The organism is Paenibacillus soyae (assembly GCF_024623455.1).
Lineage (GTDB): Bacteria > Bacillota > Bacilli > Paenibacillales > Paenibacillaceae > Pristimantibacillus > Pristimantibacillus soyae.
This window is the reverse complement of sequence record NZ_JANIPJ010000009.1, coordinates 53768-70920: the sequence shown is the minus strand read 5'-3', so window position 1 is coordinate 70920 and position 17153 is coordinate 53768. Positions and strand designations below refer to the sequence as shown.

At 56.8% G+C, this 17153-nt stretch carries 17 protein-coding genes and 1 pseudogene; 3 read left to right on the top strand and 15 right to left on the bottom strand.

The genetic code is table 11. The features are described 5' to 3' along the window. Positions 1-19: 19 nt before the first annotated feature. Both NQZ67_RS13705 and NQZ67_RS13700 read right to left on the bottom strand, forming a co-directional pair. Positions 20-724, bottom strand: coding sequence for a cupredoxin domain-containing protein (locus NQZ67_RS13705; protein WP_257446550.1), 705 nt, complete (start codon positions 722-724; stop codon positions 20-22). 13 nt (positions 725-737) lie between these two features. After that, positions 738-2333, bottom strand: a complete 1596-nt coding sequence (locus NQZ67_RS13700) for a plastocyanin/azurin family copper-binding protein (protein WP_257446547.1) — start codon at positions 2331-2333, stop codon at positions 738-740. A gap of 203 nt (positions 2334-2536) precedes the next feature. Here NQZ67_RS13700 and NQZ67_RS13695 point away from each other — a divergent pair. Then, positions 2537-2659, top strand: a pseudogene (locus tag NQZ67_RS13695) (carbonic anhydrase); the annotation flags it as partial. Between the two features lie 107 nt (positions 2660-2766). On the opposite strand, the gene NQZ67_RS13690 reads toward NQZ67_RS13695, so the two are convergent. After that, positions 2767-4140 carry a DUF2515 domain-containing protein gene (locus NQZ67_RS13690; RefSeq protein WP_257446545.1) on the bottom strand — a complete coding sequence of 458 codons (1374 nt, stop codon included), beginning with the start codon at positions 4138-4140 and terminating at the stop codon, positions 2767-2769. A 216-nt stretch (positions 4141-4356) separates the two neighbouring features. Here NQZ67_RS13690 and NQZ67_RS13685 point away from each other — a divergent pair, with 216 nt between their 5' ends. Beyond that, positions 4357-5061, top strand: a complete 705-nt coding sequence (locus tag NQZ67_RS13685) for an SOS response-associated peptidase (protein ID WP_257446542.1) — start codon at positions 4357-4359, stop codon at positions 5059-5061. Positions 5062-5101: 40 nt separating this feature from the next. On the opposite strand, the gene NQZ67_RS13680 is transcribed toward NQZ67_RS13685, so the two are convergent. The 5 genes from NQZ67_RS13680 to NQZ67_RS13660 all read right to left on the bottom strand — a co-directional run bounded on the left by NQZ67_RS13680 (position 5102) and on the right by NQZ67_RS13660 (position 10567). After that, a complete protein-coding gene (locus NQZ67_RS13680; RefSeq protein ID WP_257446539.1) occupies positions 5102-5389 on the bottom strand; it encodes a stage VI sporulation protein F in 288 nt (95 codons plus the stop codon). Between the two features lie 68 nt (positions 5390-5457). Beyond that, the gene (recG, locus tag NQZ67_RS13675) at positions 5458-7512 is read right to left on the bottom strand and encodes an ATP-dependent DNA helicase RecG (RefSeq protein ID WP_257446536.1); all 2055 of its coding nucleotides are present in this window, start codon (positions 7510-7512) and stop codon (positions 5458-5460) included. Between the two features lie 7 nt (positions 7513-7519). After that, positions 7520-8374: a DegV family protein gene (locus NQZ67_RS13670; RefSeq protein WP_257446533.1), complete on the bottom strand. Its 855-nt coding sequence runs from the start codon at positions 8372-8374 to the stop codon at positions 7520-7522. Between the two features lie 36 nt (positions 8375-8410). After that, positions 8411-10189, bottom strand: coding sequence for a DAK2 domain-containing protein (locus tag NQZ67_RS13665; protein WP_257446530.1), 1779 nt, complete (start codon positions 10187-10189; stop codon positions 8411-8413). Between the two features lie 18 nt (positions 10190-10207). Continuing rightward, entirely contained in the window at positions 10208-10567 is a 360-nt protein-coding gene (locus NQZ67_RS13660) for an Asp23/Gls24 family envelope stress response protein (RefSeq protein ID WP_257446528.1), read from the bottom strand. A 224-nt stretch (positions 10568-10791) separates the two neighbouring features. On the opposite strand from NQZ67_RS13660, the gene rpmB reads away from it, so the two are divergent. Further along, positions 10792-10980 (top strand): 50S ribosomal protein L28, encoded by a 189-nt coding sequence (rpmB, locus tag NQZ67_RS13655; protein ID WP_068683988.1) that lies wholly within the window; start codon positions 10792-10794, stop codon positions 10978-10980. Between the two features lie 100 nt (positions 10981-11080). Here rpmB and spoVM read toward each other — a convergent pair whose 3' ends face one another. The 7 genes from spoVM to rlmN all read right to left on the bottom strand — a co-directional run bounded on the left by spoVM (position 11081) and on the right by rlmN (position 17121). Next, positions 11081-11161, bottom strand: a complete 81-nt coding sequence (gene spoVM / locus NQZ67_RS13650; RefSeq protein ID WP_010345573.1) for a stage V sporulation protein SpoVM — start codon at positions 11159-11161, stop codon at positions 11081-11083. 132 nt (positions 11162-11293) lie between these two features. Further along, on the bottom strand, positions 11294-11566 hold the full coding sequence (locus NQZ67_RS13645) for a hypothetical protein (protein WP_257446524.1): 273 nt from the start codon (positions 11564-11566) through the stop codon (positions 11294-11296). 11 nt (positions 11567-11577) lie between these two features. Further along, positions 11578-12222, bottom strand: coding sequence for a ribulose-phosphate 3-epimerase (gene rpe / locus NQZ67_RS13640; RefSeq protein WP_257446521.1), 645 nt, complete (start codon positions 12220-12222; stop codon positions 11578-11580). 5 nt (positions 12223-12227) lie between these two features. Next, complete coding sequence (gene rsgA, locus NQZ67_RS13635) at positions 12228-13136, bottom strand: ribosome small subunit-dependent GTPase A (protein WP_257446965.1); 909 nt, start codon at positions 13134-13136, stop codon at positions 12228-12230. 13 nt (positions 13137-13149) lie between these two features. Further along, positions 13150-15297 (bottom strand): Stk1 family PASTA domain-containing Ser/Thr kinase, encoded by a 2148-nt coding sequence (gene pknB / locus NQZ67_RS13630; RefSeq protein WP_257446519.1) that lies wholly within the window; start codon positions 15295-15297, stop codon positions 13150-13152. Further along, the gene (locus NQZ67_RS13625; protein ID WP_257446517.1) at positions 15294-16067 is read right to left on the bottom strand and encodes a Stp1/IreP family PP2C-type Ser/Thr phosphatase; all 774 of its coding nucleotides are present in this window, start codon (positions 16065-16067) and stop codon (positions 15294-15296) included. The genes pknB and NQZ67_RS13625 overlap by 4 nt, the downstream gene beginning before the upstream one ends. Positions 16068-16074: 7 nt before the next feature. Further along, on the bottom strand, positions 16075-17121 hold the full coding sequence (gene rlmN, locus NQZ67_RS13620) for a dual-specificity RNA methyltransferase RlmN (protein ID WP_257446515.1): 1047 nt from the start codon (positions 17119-17121) through the stop codon (positions 16075-16077). Between the last annotated feature and the right edge of the window lie 32 nt (positions 17122-17153).

Sequence of the window (17153 nt, the reverse complement as noted above, 5' to 3'; positions counted from 1 at the left end):
GGCAGCCCTCCGCTCTCGTTTATTCTTTTTCGACGATGATCTTTCCCTTCATCCCCGGATGCGGCAGACAATAATAGGAGAATTCGCCTTCCTTGTCGAAGGCTACTTCCTTAGCATCATCCAATTCGAGCATTCCGGTATCGAACGATTTATCGTCAGCCGTGGCGCTATGGCCGATTTCGTCTTTATTGATAAATTTCACGCTGTCACCTGCTTTTATGGTCAGCTCAGCGGGCGAGAATGCAAAATTAACGATTTCGACGAGATGGACCTCTCCCGCCGGTTTTTCCGACGCCGCATTCTCCGCCGGTGAAGTTGCCTTTGCGGTCGGCTTCGGCGATGCGGTTGTCCGGGACGTTTGACCGCCTTCTGCCACATGGCCGTCCTTGCCAGATGAATGGCCGCCTTCATGCGCTTCGACGGCTGGCTCTGCTTTCGGTGAAGCCGTTGCTTTCGGCGTAGGAGACGGAGTAGGCTCGGCAGCGGTTTCCGGCGTGTCGGCCGGAGCTTCGGTTTCCTTCGGCGTTTCCGTCATGCCGTCCTGCTCCTGTACGGCTTCGTCCGATGCGTCCGGCGTCGCCTCCGGCGAAGCGGTTTCGGAGGCACTCGTCGAATTCGCTTGCAGCTCGGCCGGTTCATTCGAATTCAATCCGCATGCAGAGAGGAGAACGAGGCTAATCAAAACGAGAGGAAGCAGCGTCATCATTCGGGAACGTCTTAACATGAGCTCCCTCCTGTCATTTCACGATGATTTGGCCGGTCATAAATTGTTTATGCGGTTCGCAGAAATAATTATAAGTTCCGGGTTCATCCAGAGTGATGGTATAGGATTCCCCTTTGGCCAGCAGCGGGGTTTCGAAGGCGCCGCCAAGCGCGACCGCATTATGCTTCATGTCATCGAAATTGGTGAAAATGATTTGGGATCCGGCTTCTACCGTGAGCGGCTCCGTGCCGAATGAAAATTGTTTAATGTCGATATTATAGGTTTTGACCTGAGGCGCCGTTTTTCCGGTGAATGTTGCAGGATCGACGACAAACCACACTTCATTCACGTTTTGACCCAGCGCATCCCCATGCTTGGCGTCTTTGACGAAATAATAAAGCGGATAACCTTTATACGTCGATTGCTTTGTTCCGTCGGAAAGGGTGATCGAACCGATATCGGATGCGAGCAGCGTCGAAATTGTGCTTGCTCCCTCGGCCATATAAGCAGGCCAGGTCTCCAAGCATTCTCCTTCGCATACGACGCTCGGCATCGACGAGCGCAGGGAATCTTTGTCAAAGTAATACAAGGTGCGCCCGTAATCGTCTGTTAAGTAATTACCCAGCGTCGAAGAGGTTCCGAGCATGACGGCATAGTCGGACTTCGCCACAAACCATACGCCGCCGACCGCTTCGCCAAGCGTATCGCCCGCTGCCATATCCTTAACAAAATAATACAAAGGCCAGCCTTTGTACGTCGTTTGCTTCGTTCCGTCGGTCCGGGTCAATACGGAGAAATCGTCCGGATTCAATGGACCCGGTATTTGCAAATCCTCTGCGTAAAAGACCGGCCAATTCTCAAGGCATTTATCCTTGCAGGAATTTGAATCCTCGGCGTCCTTCGTAAAGAAATAAAGCGTGCGACCGTTCTGATCGGTGAAGTACGTCCCCAGCTTATCGCTGCTTGCAAGCAGGATCCGATCGCCAGGCAGCGCCGCGTCTGCCTCGATTACGCCTTTTGTCTGCAGCTCTTCAAACAGAGTAGACCCGCCGGTCGTATGTACGTGCAGCGATTCGACGAGCGCGGTTGCGATATGGGCATTCGTCAGGGAGTTCGTGCCCGCGATCTGCTTGAAGCCTTTCGTTGCGGCGAACTTCTCCGTCTCCGCATAGGTGAAATCCTTGTCCTGCTTGAAGCCCGCAACCTCGAGCAGCACTTTGTACAGCTGCTGGGAGGTAATGCCGGCCGCCGGATCGAATTGGGCCCCGCCTTTGCCGGACCATCCGTATTCCGGATGATTCTTCAGATAGGCGAGCACGGCTTGATTGCTGCTGCTGACGAGGCTTGCATCAGAGAAGTTGATCGTGCCCTTGTAGGCCATTGCCTCGTCCAGCAGACCTTGAAGACGAAGAGATATGATTGCGGCTTGCAATCTTGTTGATTTTTTGGCTAAATACGTTTCGTTCACGCCATTCCCGTCGCCGAGCAGCAATTTCAAATCGGCAGCGGTTTCGGCATCCGTCTTCACGTTTCCTGCATTTTGTTCTTCAGCCGCTGCGCCTAATGTGAGAAACACGCTCAAGCACAGGACGAGAGCAAGGAAAGCGAGTGATATCTTCTTGGCAATCATTCGTAAGACCTCCTTAAAATGTGGTTTCCATAAGAGGTAACGAACGAAGCTGCGAATCGGTTTGAGCGGCTGAAAAGAAATTCGTGATTTTTTATTATCGTATTGATCTCGTTCACCGTAAGCACGCACGATACACCATGGATTCCTCCCTGCTATCGCCCGGTGATCGGCGCCGACCACAAATACGTCCTGCCAAGGCTGAGTGGACGGTGTTCGAACATCCGATCGAAATGTCCGCGGAGCAGATGGATGCTTTCGGAGCTATATTCCCCGACAATCATCGGCCTGTGCAAGAGCTGAATGACAGGGAACTTGTAACCGAATAATCATTAGCTTAGCTTCGGTTTGGACCAATTGTTTCGCTTGCCATTCACGCACCGGCGCCGTTCGCCGCTAATCGTTGATATTATGCCTGCACGGCCGAACCAACCGCTCACACCTTCCCATCGTCCGCGCCAAGGCTTTGCCCCGGCTTCTCGCCGCGCTGGGAGGCGAGGACGGCAAGCTCCAGCTTGCTCAGCATCAGCCCGTATTCGTTCGTAATCTCGAAATTTCGCGGAAGCGGCAGCTCCCGGAAATAGCCGGCGATCTGGTCCGCGTTCTCGAACCAATCGCCGGGCTCGACCGGCTCCATCGCATGATCCTTCCACGCCGATTGCAGCGCAGGACTGTAAATACGATCGGCGCCGGGCTTCAGCCGTCCCCCCAGCAGCTTCTCCTCGTATACGCGCTTTGGCGGCCCGTGGCGCACGTCCTCGAACAGATGCGGCGCGTAGTCGCCGCGCGAGCCGGAATGCTTCACCGCCGCGGCGAAGCCCCTTGCCCCTTCGAACACCGGAGGCACGCCGAACAGCATCGCGTACAGCCGTTTGCCGAATTCGATCCGCTCTTCCGGATCGCGGAAATTTTCCAGAATGAGGCCGGCAAGCCGCAGCTCGCCGCAGCCCCCTTTCGCCTCATCCTCGCTTCCATAAGGGAAAAACACGCCGTTTAATTGCAGCAAGGACTGCAGCCCGAAAAATAACGTGTGCAGAACGCGCTGCTCGAAGTAAGGCTTGCGCACGACCCGCCCCTCGATAAAATGCTGCTCGTTCACGATCAAAGCCGTCGTCAGCAGAGCGGAATCCCGCTCGCGCCAAAACAGCTTCCACACGGGCATCATAAACCGGGACACGCCGAAAGCCGGCAGCAAATGGAACAAGCTGCGCCCTAGGCTGCGGCTCCATTGATACAACAGCAGCTGAGGATACGCATCCGAGAAAATAAGGGCGTTCGCCCGCTCCAGAAACAGAAACACATCGCGCCGCTGGGATTCCGTAAGCAATCTGGGCAGCCACTCTCCCTGCAGGTCCGTCATATTCCAGCCGCCGTTACGGGACACCAAGTGCGCAAGCAAGGCCCAATGCAGCTCCGGCGTATGGAAATAAACGTTGCGGTACGCCTCCGTCCGCGTCACGTTGTTGCGGTTCGCTTCGGCCGTATCCTTGCGAATCCGCTCGATCAGCATCAGCTCGTCGGGCGACCAGGAGGCGGCGGAATCCTGCCACTCGGCGTGCGGTCCGCCTAAAGCCTCCTCCCCTCCCGCGGAGGCCGCCCCCAGCTTTGACCAAGCGTCCATCAGCCGCGCGACGGATGATGCGGGCAGCGATAACGGAGCCGCCTTCTCCAGCATGTCATGGGAGGCGCTCATCGCCTTCCATTTGCCCGTCGCATAAGCCAAAGCTTCCCCGGGAAGCGCAAGCAAATGGCCGAACCAGCCTCCGAGCCCGGTTCGTTCCTCCCCTTTTGTTCGATCGTCCTCAGCCATCCCCGGCTCCTCCTTCCGTAAACCGCTCCTTCATCTTTATTACCATTATCTGCAAATGAATGGTCCATCATACGGAGCGGATCCGCGTATGCCCTATACCGGCCCTATATCGTACGGTATGCCGGGGGAAGACCGCTTGCCTCTCGCTTCGCGCGAATGAGAAAGTTATAATGAACAGACAAGCGGAAGCGGATGAAGAAAGGAGCTGCGGCATACATGTGCGGACGTTATACCGTAACGGTGACGCTCGAGGAGCTGATGGTGAGGTACATGATCGGGGAGACGAACGTGCCGTTTCACCGGCCCAAATACAATGTGGCGCCCGGGCAGCAGGTGCTGGCCGTCATAAGCGACGGCAGCGGCAAAAACCGTCTGGGCGAGCTGAAATGGGGGCTTGTCCCGCCGTGGGCCGACGATCCGAAGGTCGGCTACATGATGATTAACGCGCGCTCCGAGACGGCCGCCGAGAAGCCGGCTTTCAAGGGCCCTCTCCAGCGCAAGAGATGCATCCTGCCCGCGGACGGCTTCTACGAGTGGAAAGCGCTTCAGGGCGGCAAAGGCAAGCAGCCAATGCGCTTCACGCTCAAAACGAAATCCGTGTTCAGCCTGGCCGGGCTGTACGAGACGTGGGTATCTCCAAGCGGAGAGAAGCTGAGTACCTGCACCGTGCTCACGACGAAGCCGAATGAAATCGTCGCGCCTGTGCACGACCGCATGCCCGTCATTCTTAGACCGGAGCACGAGGCCGCGTGGCTGAGCCGCGAGAACCGAAGCATCCAGGCTCTCATGTCCATGCTGGAGCCCCTTCCCGCCGAAGAGATGGAGGCTTACCCGGTAAGCGCGGCCGTCGGCAACGTGCGCAACGACGATGAATCGCTGATCGCGTGCCAGCCGGCGGAGGAACAGCTTGGACTGTGGTAGGCCAGCCCCAGACCCAAAAAAAATCGCCGACCACGAATGGTCAGCGAAACATGCCCCAAAGCTTGAGCAGATGAAACGTATTGTTAGGGTCGATTTTTTGCGCAAGCACGAAATTGACGATTTGTTCCTCCTGCACGTCCGTTAGCTTCTCCTGCAATATGACAGCGGCCGACTTGACCAGCTTGCGAACTTTGACGCGGTCCTGCAAATCGTATTTTGTCACATGCGCGAGCAGCTGGCGGATTTTCTCCTTGACTGTCGGATTTTTCAGCTTCAGCTTAACGCGTTCGACCAGCTGCGGCTTAATGCCGTAGTTCTGGTAGCTCATCGGATGATGCACCTCCTTCGACAATCCATCTATGCACTAACTATATGCCGAAGGGAGGCAAATCTTGCTTAATCCAGTTGATCGCCCTGAAATAACGGATCATCCCGAAGAATCGCCCACAGCTTGGCGTATGACGGATTCGTCCAGAAATCGTCCCTGTCCGCCAGCCGTCCCGCGTCTTCCCGCGCCAGCTCCAGCGTCTCGTAATCGGCAACCATGTCCGCGACGCGGAATTCCGGCAGGCCGCTTTGCTTCGTGCCGAAGAAGTCGCCGGGACCGCGAAGCTCGAGATCGCGGCGCGCCACCTCGAAGCCGTCGTTCGTCTCCGTCATGACCTTCATCCGCTCGCGCCCGTTCTCCGACTTCGGATCCGCCATCAGAATACAGTGGGATTGGTGCTCGCCTCGTCCGACCCGCCCGCGCAGCTGGTGGAGCTGCGACAGCCCGAACCGCTCCGCGTCCATAATGATCATAAGCGTGGCGTTCGGCACGTCGACCCCGACCTCGACGACCGTCGTCGCCACCAGCACCTGGGATTCGTTCGCGCCGAATTCGGACATGACCGCGTCCTTCTCCGAAGCGGTCAGCCGGCCGTGCAGCAGACCGACCTTCAAATCCGGAAAAGCTTGCTGCAGCTGCACATACTGGTCGATCGCGTTCTGTACGTCCAGCTTGTCCGATTCTTCGATGAGCGGACAGATGACATAGGCTTGCCGGCCTGCGGCAACCTCCTTGCGAATGAAGCCGAGCACGCGGTCCATCGCGTCATGCTTCACCCAATACGTCTTGATCGGCTTGCGGCCCTTCGGCATCTCCTTGATCGAAGAGACGTCCATGTCGCCGAAAGCCGTTATAGCAAGCGTGCGGGGAATAGGAGTCGCCGTCATCGTCAGCACGTCGGGATTCAGTCCTTTGCGTCTGAGCACGCTGCGCTGATTCACGCCGAAGCGATGCTGCTCATCCGTGACGACAAGTCCGAGACTATTGAAAAAAACATCATCTTGTATAAGTGCGTGCGTGCCGACGACAACGTCGATCAATCCCATCTGGAGTCCGGCGAGCACATCTCTCCGCTTCCGCTCCGTCAAGCTGCCCGTGAGCAGCCCGACCTGCAACCCCGTGCCTTCGTACAGCCGCTGAAGAGACTTCGCGTGCTGCTCCGCCAATATTTCCGTGGGCACCATAAGCGCCCCTTGATGCCCCGCCTTGACGGCTCCATATAGCGCAATGGCCGCCACGACCGTTTTGCCGGAGCCGACGTCGCCTTGGACCAGACGGTTCATGCTGTAGCCGCGCCGCATATCCGTCAATATCTCGTTGACGACCTTCTTCTGAGCGTCGGTCAGCTCGAACGGCAGCGTCGCCGCAAAGCTGCGGATCGTCTCGCTTTCGATTCGGAACGCGATGCCGTCATTCCGTACGCGGTTAAGCGAACGATAGGCTTGCAGCTTCAGCTGGAACAGGAAAAGCTCCTCGTAGACCATTCTTCTTCGCGCTTCCTGCCCTTTGCGGAAGTCGCCGGGCATATGCAGGAGGCGGAACGCCTCCGCTCTCGTCATCAGCCGATGCTCCTCCACCAGCTCGAACGGAAGCACCTCTTCGACCATCGGGCCGTATTGCTCGAGCGCCGTCTCGATGATTTTGCGAATCCAATGCTGCGTAATGTTGCCGCCCACGGAGTAGACGGGCTGCAGCGAGCCCGACTTGCTATTCTTCGCGCTGTCAGGGAATTCGGATTCGGAGACGGTTATCTGCAGCCGATGCTGCTCCCACTTGCCGGTCAGCATAATTTCTCTCGACAGCTTCAGCTGCTCTTGCAAATAATGCCGGTTAAACCAGACGGCGGTCACGAGGATGCCGCCGACCTCCACTTTGCAGGTTAACCGTGATTTGCTCCGGCCGTAACGCTGAAGCAGAGGGGCTCCCCGAACGATGCCAAGCACCGTTCCCTTTTCCCCGTTTTTGATTTCGGACAGCTCGCGGACGCGGTAATCCTCGTAACGGAACGGGAAGTAGCCCAGCAAATCCGCGATTGTGCGCACGCCAAAGGCGTGAAGCTCCCCCTCCTTGAGGGCGCTCACGCCTTTGAGCTGTCTTACCGATATTTGATGCAAATTCAACATGCCTTGCTCACATCCTATACATGAATACGGCGGAAACACCCGGGCCCGTATGCACGCCAATGACCGAACCTACTGTCGTGTAGCCGACTTCTTTGACGTTAAGCTCGCCCTTCACCCGGTTGCCGAGCTCTTCGGCTGCTTCCCTGTTATCCGAGCCTGCGATGATGAGACCGACCGGAGCATCGCCGAACGTGGCTTTGAACATCTCCGCGATGCGGGCCATCGCCTTCTTCGTGCCGCGGACCTTGTCGACGGAGTAGACGCCGCCGTCCTTGTCCAAGGAAAGAATAGGCTTGATGTTTAGAATGGAGCCAATGAGCGCCGACGCTCTGCCGATTCTTCCGCCCTTGTGCAGAAACTCCAGCGTATCGACGAGAAAATATAATTCCAAATCGTTCTGAAGGCGCTGGATTTCTTCCAAAATCCGCTCCTTCGATTCGCCGGCCTGCGCCATCTCGGCAGCCCGAACGACCTGCAAGCCAATTCCGTAAGAAGCGGATTTGGAGTCCACGATCGTAATATCCGCCGGACGCTCCAGCATCGACTCCGCGATAACCGCGGACTGATGCGTGCCGCTCAGAACCGCAGCCAGATGAATCGAAATGATCGGACCGTCGGGATCCTCATCCAGCAGCCGCTCGTACACGTCTGAGAATTCGAGAGGCGACGGCTGCGAAGTCGTCGGAAGAACCGGCGAAGCCTTCAACCGTTCGTAAAATTGCTCCGCCGATATCGTGACCGAATCCATATACGTCTCTTCGCCGAAAAGCACCTTAAGCGGTACCATGGTAATGCCCAGACGCTCGCGGACGTCAGCCGGTATATCCGACGTGCTGTCCGCCACAATGCGCACCTTGCCCATTTCATCCCCTCCAGGAATGCTTAATAGATAGCCGATCTATTCCACGGCGAACAAATAAGGATACAGAGGCTGTCCGCCTGGCTGCACCTCGATCTCCAGATCAGGGTATTGCTCCGCGGCCCAGTCGCAGATCGTAGCGGTCAAGTCCGCGTCCGATTCATCGCCCGTCAAGAGCGTCAGCAAGTCTCCGCCGTTCTCCATCATGCTGGAGATCAACCCTTGGCAGGCTTCGAAGAGACCCGCATGCGATACGACGATCGCCTTCTCTTTGATGCCGATATAATCGCCTTCCGAGATGTTGACGCCGTCGATGGACGTGTCGCGAACCGCTTTGGTCACTTGGCCGGAGATCACGCTCGCCGCCGCGTTCTTCATCCACTCCGTGTTTCGCTCCGGAGACTCGTCTTCCTTGAACGCAAGCACCGCCGCGAGACCTTGAGGAATGGTGCGGGTCGGAATGACGGTAATATTCCGATCGCTGAGCTCCGCGGCTTGCTCCGCCGCGAGAATGATATTGCTGTTGTTCGGAAGCAGGAAGATATGATCCGCCGACAGAGCGTCGATCGCTTTCAGGAAATCCTCGGTGCTCGGGTTCATGGTCTGCCCGCCCGACAGCACCGTATCCACGTCGCTCGAGAGGAACATGTCCGCGATTCCTTCTCCCATCGCGACCGCGATGATGCCATACGGCGCTTGCTCGAACACTTGGCCAGGAGCTACGCCGCTGAGCGCCTGTCCCGCCAGCAGCTCGGCCGCGGCGAGATCCGTCCGGCTGAGGACTGCCTGATCGTCATGCTCCACGATATCGCGATGCTGCTCCCTCATGTTCAAGATATGAATATCCGTCAGCTCGCCGTAAGGCAGGGACGCATTCAGCACGTCGCCCGGCTTGCGGGAATGAACATGGACCTTGATGATGTCATCGTCGACGATGACCAGGATCGAGTCCCCGTCCTTCTCCAGGATACGTTTGTAAGCGGATTCATCAAAATACACTGCAGTTGCGCCTGCAAGCTTGCGATTAATAAAAAATTCCATATCGTACAGGAATTCGATATCTTCCGTATTCAATCGGGCTTGCGCGGAGTTTGGTTCGTTCCGTCGTTCCGCTCTCGGAGCGGACGGCACCGCGACCTCTTCCGGCAATGCGGCTTCCGACGGCTGTTGGAACAGCTCCTGGTAGCCTCCGCCGGACTCGCTCTCCGTTAAGCTGCGAACGAAGCCTTCATAAATGAAGACCAAGCCTTGTCCGCCGGAGTCGACGACGCCGACCTGCTTCAGAACAGGCAGCTGGTCGGGAGTGCGCTGAAGCGCTTCGTTCGCTTTGCGGTGCACCTCCGCCATCAAGTCCGCTACGTCGGCCGCGCGGCGCGCGTACTGAACGGCATGCTTGGCCGCTTCTCTTGCGACGGTCAAGATCGTGCCTTCGACAGGTTTAACAACGGCCTTATAAGCCATATCGACGCCGTTCTGCAGCGCCGCCGCCACGTCGACGGGCGAGGCCTCGGACAGCGCGGAAAGCGATTTCGAGAAACCGCGGAATAATTGTGACAGAATAACGCCGGAATTGCCTCTGGCGCCCATGAGCAGACCTTTCGACAGCGCTTCGGCTGATTTGCCGATATGCTCCGAGGGCTTGCTGCGAAGCTCCCTTATGCCAGAGCTCATCGTTAAGTTCATGTTCGTGCCTGTATCGCCGTCCGGCACCGGGAACACGTTAAGTGCATTCACGCGTTCCGCGTTATGCTGCAACAGCTCTGCTCCCAGCAGCGCCATTGCGGCAAAATCCGATCCGTTAATTGAGCGCTTACCCAATGAAAATTCCCCTTCCTGCTACCTGGATACCCTTACGTCTTGTACAAATATATGGACTTCATCCACCTGTAAGCCGATGACGTTGTTCAGCACGTATTTCACTTTGGATTGAATGTTGTGTGCAACCTCGGAAATTTTCGTGCCGTAGCTTACAATGATGTGGAGGTCGATATGCAGCTGGTCGTGTTCCCGCCGAACTTCTACGCCGCGGGACATATTCTCTCTTCCAAGCAGCTCCGCGATCCCGTCCTTCAGGCCTTTGCGCGAAGCCATGCCGACGAGTCCATAACAATCCATAGCTGCGGAGCCCGCCAGTACGGCGATGCAATGGTCGGTAACGTGAATAGCGCCTAGTTCGGTGTTTAGCTGCAGTGACATGGCAATACACTCCCTTACTGTATATTATGGACTATGTACCATTGTACTATAAACCGACACGTTATTGAAGTGCGTTCATGAAAAATACGGTACAATCCGTATAATAAGGTTGAACCGAAGCGCGGTTTATGATACGATATTCGAGTGTGTTTAATGATACATGTGTATTTTAAATGTATGTAGATGCGTACGTTTACCACCAATTCTTTATAGGAGGTGTAGTCATGTCCCGCAAATGTTATCTGACTGGCAAGTCGCCGCGTCAAGGCAACAACGTTTCCCACGCCAACAACAAAACACGTCGCTCTTGGGGCGTTAACGTGCAGAAGGTTCGCATCCTGGTCGACGGCAAACCAAAACGCGTATACGTGAGCGCGCGCGCTCTGAAATCCGGTAAAGTGACCCGCGTATAAGAATGGCTTTCACGCCATAGACAAAAGCACCTGAAGCTCAGGTGCTTTTATTTTTTCCTGCCCCACTTGCATGCCTGCGGAGGCGCAGGCAGAATCGGGATTAATTTTTTTGGAACGTGTTCAAAATCGCTTTGACAAACCCGCCCAGAAACTTCGGCAGTTTGATTGTATAAAATTTCATGCCCCATCCCTCCTCAGACACGCTCATGAAATAGTTCCGTCACCACATCCCGCGCTCATGTAACCATCCTATGCGAAGGATCATTGTCCTATTCCATTGCAAGCGCTCCAAGGTCCAAGATGGGGCGTATGTCTACATTCCGTTAAACAGCTCCGGGTTCCGCATGAACAGATAAGCCGTTATGCTCAATATGCCGATAAAACAGAAAATCAGGGAGAGGACGACGAACAATACGCGTTTGCCGACCGTCTCGAAACGGCGAAAGAAACGAATCGCGATATAAATGGCAAGAAGCGAAAAAATATACTTCGTGAATCCGGTGATCTGCGTAAATAAAGACAGGCTGAGACCGGCCAAAAAGCTGTAGAGCATGACCCAAAAAGCGTTGGCAACCTTCTCGTTCATCCTGCCCCCCCTTATCGCAGCGCCGCGATGGCGGCCGCGCGGTCCTTCTCCGCGAATACCGCGTTGCCCGCCACGAGCACGTTCGCGCCCGCTTCCACGATGGCTCTCACGGTGTCGCGGTTCACGCCTCCGTCCACTTGCACGTGAACGTCCGAAAGCCCGCGTTCCTCCAGCATCGCCCGAACCTGGCGCAGCTTCACCAGCGAATACGGGATAAACGATTGGCCCCCGAAGCCGGGGTTGACCGTCATGATCAACACCAGATCGAGATCGTGAAGGATCGGCTCGAGAACCGATACGGGCGTTGCGGGATTAATCGCGACGCCGGCCGGAAGTCCCTTCTCCTTGATGGCGTGAACCGTTCGGTGAAGATGCTTGCATGCCTCGGCGTGCAACGTTATGCGGTCGGCGCCGGCCGATATGTAATCGTTCAGCGACAGCTCCGGCCGCTCGATCATCAGATGGACGTCGAACGGCAGCTTCGTCGCGGGTCTAACCGCTGCGATGACGGGAGGGCCGAATGTCAGGTTCGGCACGAAATGCCCATCCATGACATCGACATGGATCCAATCCGCTCCCGCGCGCTCCGCCGCTTGAATTTCCTCTCCCAGTCTTGAGAAATCCGCCGAGAGGATGGATGGCGCAATGATGGTCATCGGGTTCAATACCTCCGTTTCAAATCTTTCATTTCTTCCAGGAACAACACGTAATGGTCGTAGCGGCTTCGTTCGATCTCGCCGGCCTCGACGGCGGCGAGCACCGCGCAGCCCGGCTCGTGCACATGGGTACAGCCGCGGAATTTGCAGTCCGGCGACAGCTTCCTCATCTCGACGAAGCAGTAGCTAAGGTCCTCGACGCCCAGCTCGCCGAAGTCGAGCTGGCTGAAGCCCGGCGTATCGGCGACGTAGCCGCCTCCGATATCGATGAGCTCCACGTGCCTCGTCGTATGCTTGCCGCGGCCCAGCCGGTTGCTGATTTCGTTCGTCTCCAGCGTCAGGCCCGGGACGAGCGCGTTGAGCAGCGAGGATTTCCCTACGCCGGACTGTCCCGCGAATACGGCAAGATGGCCTTCGAGCCGCTCCTTCAGCTCGCGGATGCCCGCGCTCTTGCGGGAGCTTGTCCCATACACTTCATATCCGAGCTTGCGGTAGATACGGTTGACGGAAGAAGCCGCGAGAGCCGCCTCTTCCGTAAATTCGCCTTCGCTCTCGAGATCCTGCTTGCTTAGGGCCAATACGGCGGGAATGCCGGCATGCTCGATGTGGACAAGGAACTTGTCCAGCAGCTGCAGATTCAGCGTGGGCTCGGTTACCGAGAACACCAGAATCGCCAGATCGACGTTCGCGACCGGCGGACGGATCAGCTCCGAGGAACGGGGGAACAGCTCCGTGACCGTCCCCTCCCCGTTCTCCGTCAAGCTGAAATGCACCTTGTCGCCAACCAGCGGCGACTCCCCGCGTTTCTTGAACACGCCGCGCGCCCTGCACTGCACGGGCTCCGAATCGCTCGCCTCTCCTTCCGCCCTCACGTAATAGTACCCGCTGAGCGCCTTGACAATCATGCCGGTCATTTGGTTTACGTCTTTATTGTCCGCCGTTTCCTTCGCCTTCGCCTTCAGTCTCGCCATTGCCGTCGTTTACCCCCGCTTGCGCCGTTTCTTGTCCTTCTTGTCCTTCGCCGTTGCCTTCGTTGCTGTCTGCCGGAGGCTGCGTTTCTTCTCCGGGAATCGTCAGCCCCGGTCCGCCGGAGCCGTTCAGATCCTCGTACCTGATTTCCCTTGTATCCATGAACTGATTATCCCGGTATACCGTTACGGTTGCGACCGTGTCCGGAGCCAGCACGACCGTTACCGGAATATCGACGGTTCCCGTAATCGTCCGGGTCTCGCCGGTGATGTTCTCGCCCGTCGCGTCGGAGTAATCGATCCTCACTTCGCTTGATTTGCCGGCGACAGCCGGCGATATCTTGACGGTGAACGTATACGTCTTCGCGTCGGCCGGTGGACCGGAGCTGACGGTTAGAGTGATGTCAGCTGAGCCCTTAGGCACCTGATCTCCCGCGTTAAAAGGCTCGACCTTGATCACTACGTCCTTCCGATGAAGATAACTTGGCTCGGAAAGAATGTTTTCTTCCTCGAGCACAAGCTCTGCCGTATTCAGCATCTTGCGCGCCGTCGTCAAGCTCTCGCCGACCAAATCAGGCATTGGGACCGTCTCCGGGCCAAGGCTGACGACAAACGATATTGTATCCTTCTCGGGATCGAGCTTCTCGCCGTTGGCAGGCGTCTGCTCGAGAATGGTGTCGAGCGCTTCCTCGCTGTGCTCCTCCGACACCTTTATCCGGGTATCCGTGAAGCCGAGCGCCAGCAGCTCCTCCTTGACGGTCTTAAAGGATTGCCCCACATAATTATTGACGGTGGCGAGCTCCGGACCGTCGCTGACCACCAGCTGGATATGCGTGTTCACTTTGACTTTCTGGTTACTCTTATTCTGCTCGAGCACCTGGTCCTTCGGCGCTTCCTTGTCGAACACTCTTTCGACAGGCTCCTCGACCCGAAGGCCTTCTTCCTGCAGCGCTTTGCGCGCATCGTCCAGCGTCATGCCCACCACGTTCGGCACGAACACCTCATCGGCGTCCAGCTTATCGAGCAGCCAGACGAACCCTCCGATAATGAGGGCCAGGATGAATAAGGTGACGCCCACGACGATGAGCGGTTTCTTCCAGCCCTTCGATTTGCGTTCTTCTTCCTCCTGCCACTTGCCGGTATCGGTCGATACGGCGGCCTTCGATTCCGACCGTTCGCGTCCAGAAGACGAGGCCATAACGCCAGTCTCTCCCCGAATGGCAGGCATAACCCGCGTCTCTTCCATATCGTGATAAGCCGCGAACGAGATTTTGGGCTCGTTCAGCCGGTCGGGACGAAGGCAAGTATCGAGATCCAACAGCATCTCGTGAGCGGAAGCGTAGCGCTCGCTCGGATTTTTGCGCATCGCCTTCAGAATGACGTTCTCGACGCTCTGAGGGATATGCGGGTTAACGAACCGCGGATCCTCGAAGTTCTCCTGCAGATGCTTCAGCGCGACGCTTATCGGACTTTCGCCGAGGAACGGCAGCCTGCCCGTCAGCATCTGGTACATCACGATGCCGAGCGAATACAGATCGGATTTCTCCCCGGTATTAATGCCCTTAGCGTGCTCCGGAGAGAAGTAATGGACAGAGCCGACAACCGATCCCGTCTGCGTGATCGTGGTCGACGTCACCGCGCGGGCGATGCCGAAATCGGTCACCTTCACGCGTCCGTTATTCCCGATCAATATGTTATGGGGTTTAATATCGCGATGTATGATGTGATTCTGATGCGCGTGGTCGAGAGCGTCGCAAATTTGCACCGCGATGCGGACCGCTTCGTCGGCCTGCAGAGGCGCGCGTTCTTGTATAATTTCATTTAGATTATTGCCTTCGACATATTCCATGACGATATAATGCGTATCGTCTTCTTGACCGACATCATAGATGCTGACGACGTTCGGATGGGACAAAGCCGCCGCCGATTGGGCCTCCCTGCGGAACCTGCGGATAAACTCCTCGTCGTTCACGAATTGCTGGCGCAGCACCTTCACGGCGACGTTCCGGTTGAGAAGGACGTCGTGCGCCTTGTAGACGAGCGCCATGCCGCCTCCGCCGATCCTCGACAGTATCTCGTAGCGGCCGCTTAAATCATGACCGATCATATTTCACTCTCCTCCCGCTTCATGCCGGCTTGCTCTTGCAGGAGAACGACCGTAATATTGTCGTCGCCTCCCGCCTCGAGCGCGAGCTGAATGAGATGATCCGCTTTGCTCTCCAGCGTCGGGTCCTCGGCGCCCGCAATGACGGCGTGCATCTCCTGCTCGCTGACCATATTCGTCAGGCCGTCGCTGCACAAGAGCAGAACGTCCTCAGGAGACCATAGAACCGCCTGCACGTCGATCTCCACGTTCGGATCGGTGCCGACCGCTCTCGTGAGCACGTTGCGTCTCGGGTGGTGCGCCGCTTCTTCCTCGGTCAACTGGCCGGATTTCACCAGCTCGTTCACCAGGGAGTGATCCATCGTAAGCAGATCGATTGAATCTTTGGTTACTTTGTACGCCCGGCTGTCCCCGACATGTCCGATAATGGCGTTGTTCGCATGAAGAAGCGCCGCAACGATCGTCGTGCCCATGTTATGGTAACGATCGTCGCCTGACGCCATGGCATAGATCGTCTCGTTCGCTTCGCTTATGGCTTGGCGAATAAGCATCTTGCCTTCCTGCTCCGATAATTCCGGCTTCGCCGCATTCCGCTCAAGCGCGCTCCGGAAGGCGTTCACCGCCATAAGGCTCGCGACGTCGCCGGCCTGATGGCCGCCCATTCCGTCGGCGACGATCGCCAGCGTTACGCCATTCTCCAGCTGTCCCACCCAGGACTGGTCTTCGTTAAGATGCCTGACTCGTCCAATATTACTGCGGTTTGCCGTTAACAAAACGTCATCACCTCGTCTGAGACTCCATATGTTTGGCCCTTAATTGGCCGCAAGCCGCGGCAATGTCATGGCCTTGCTCTCTGCGGATCGTCACGTTGATCTTGTTCCGCTCCAGCACGCGCTGGAATTCGAAGATATCCTCACGCGGCGTACGGACGTAATTGCGCTCCGGCACATGGTTGACTGGGATGAGGTTCACGTGGCACAACATGTCCTTCAGCACGTCGGCAAGCTCCTGAGCATGCTCAGCTTGATCGTTCACGCCGCCGATGAGGGCATATTCGAACGTAATTCGTCTTCCTGTTTTGGCAATGTAGTAGCGGCAGGCTTCGATCACGTCCTCGAACGGGAAGCGCCGGTTAACGGGCATGAGCTTCGAGCGAAGCTTATCGTTCGGCGCATGGATCGAAATCGCCAGGTTGATCTGCGTGTTCTCGTCCGCGAACTTGTACATGCTCGGCACGATGCCGCTCGTCGAGACGGTGATATGCCGCTGGCCGATATTCAGCCCTTTCTCGTGAATCATGTTGCGGAGGAACGTCATCGTCGCGTCATAGTTTTCGAACGGCTCGCCCGAGCCCATAATGACGATGCTGGATACCCGCTCGCCGCTCGCGTCCAGCATTTGCTGGGCCGTCACGACCTGAGCGACGATCTCGCCCGCCGTCAGATTACGCTTCAATCCGCCGAGCGTGGACGCGCAGAACGTGCAGCCGATCCGGCAGCCGACCTGCGTCGTCACGCATATGCTGTTCCCGTAATTATGGCGCATGATGACCGTCTCGATCGCGTGATTGTCGTGCAGGCCGAACAGGAACTTGACCGTTCCGTCCTTGGACTCGAACTTCGTAATTTCGGAAAGCGTTACGAACTGGAACTGGTCGTCAAGCTTCTGGCGAAGGCCTTTGGACAGATTCGTCATGTCCTCGAAACTCTTCACGCGCTTCACATAGATCCAATCGAACAGCTGGTCCGCGCGGAACGCCGGCTCATCGTTCTCCTTCATCCAATCGCGGAGAGCGTCCAGCGTATAGTCATAAATAAAAGGTTTCATCTCATCACACCTGTAGTTTATTGTAGGACAGC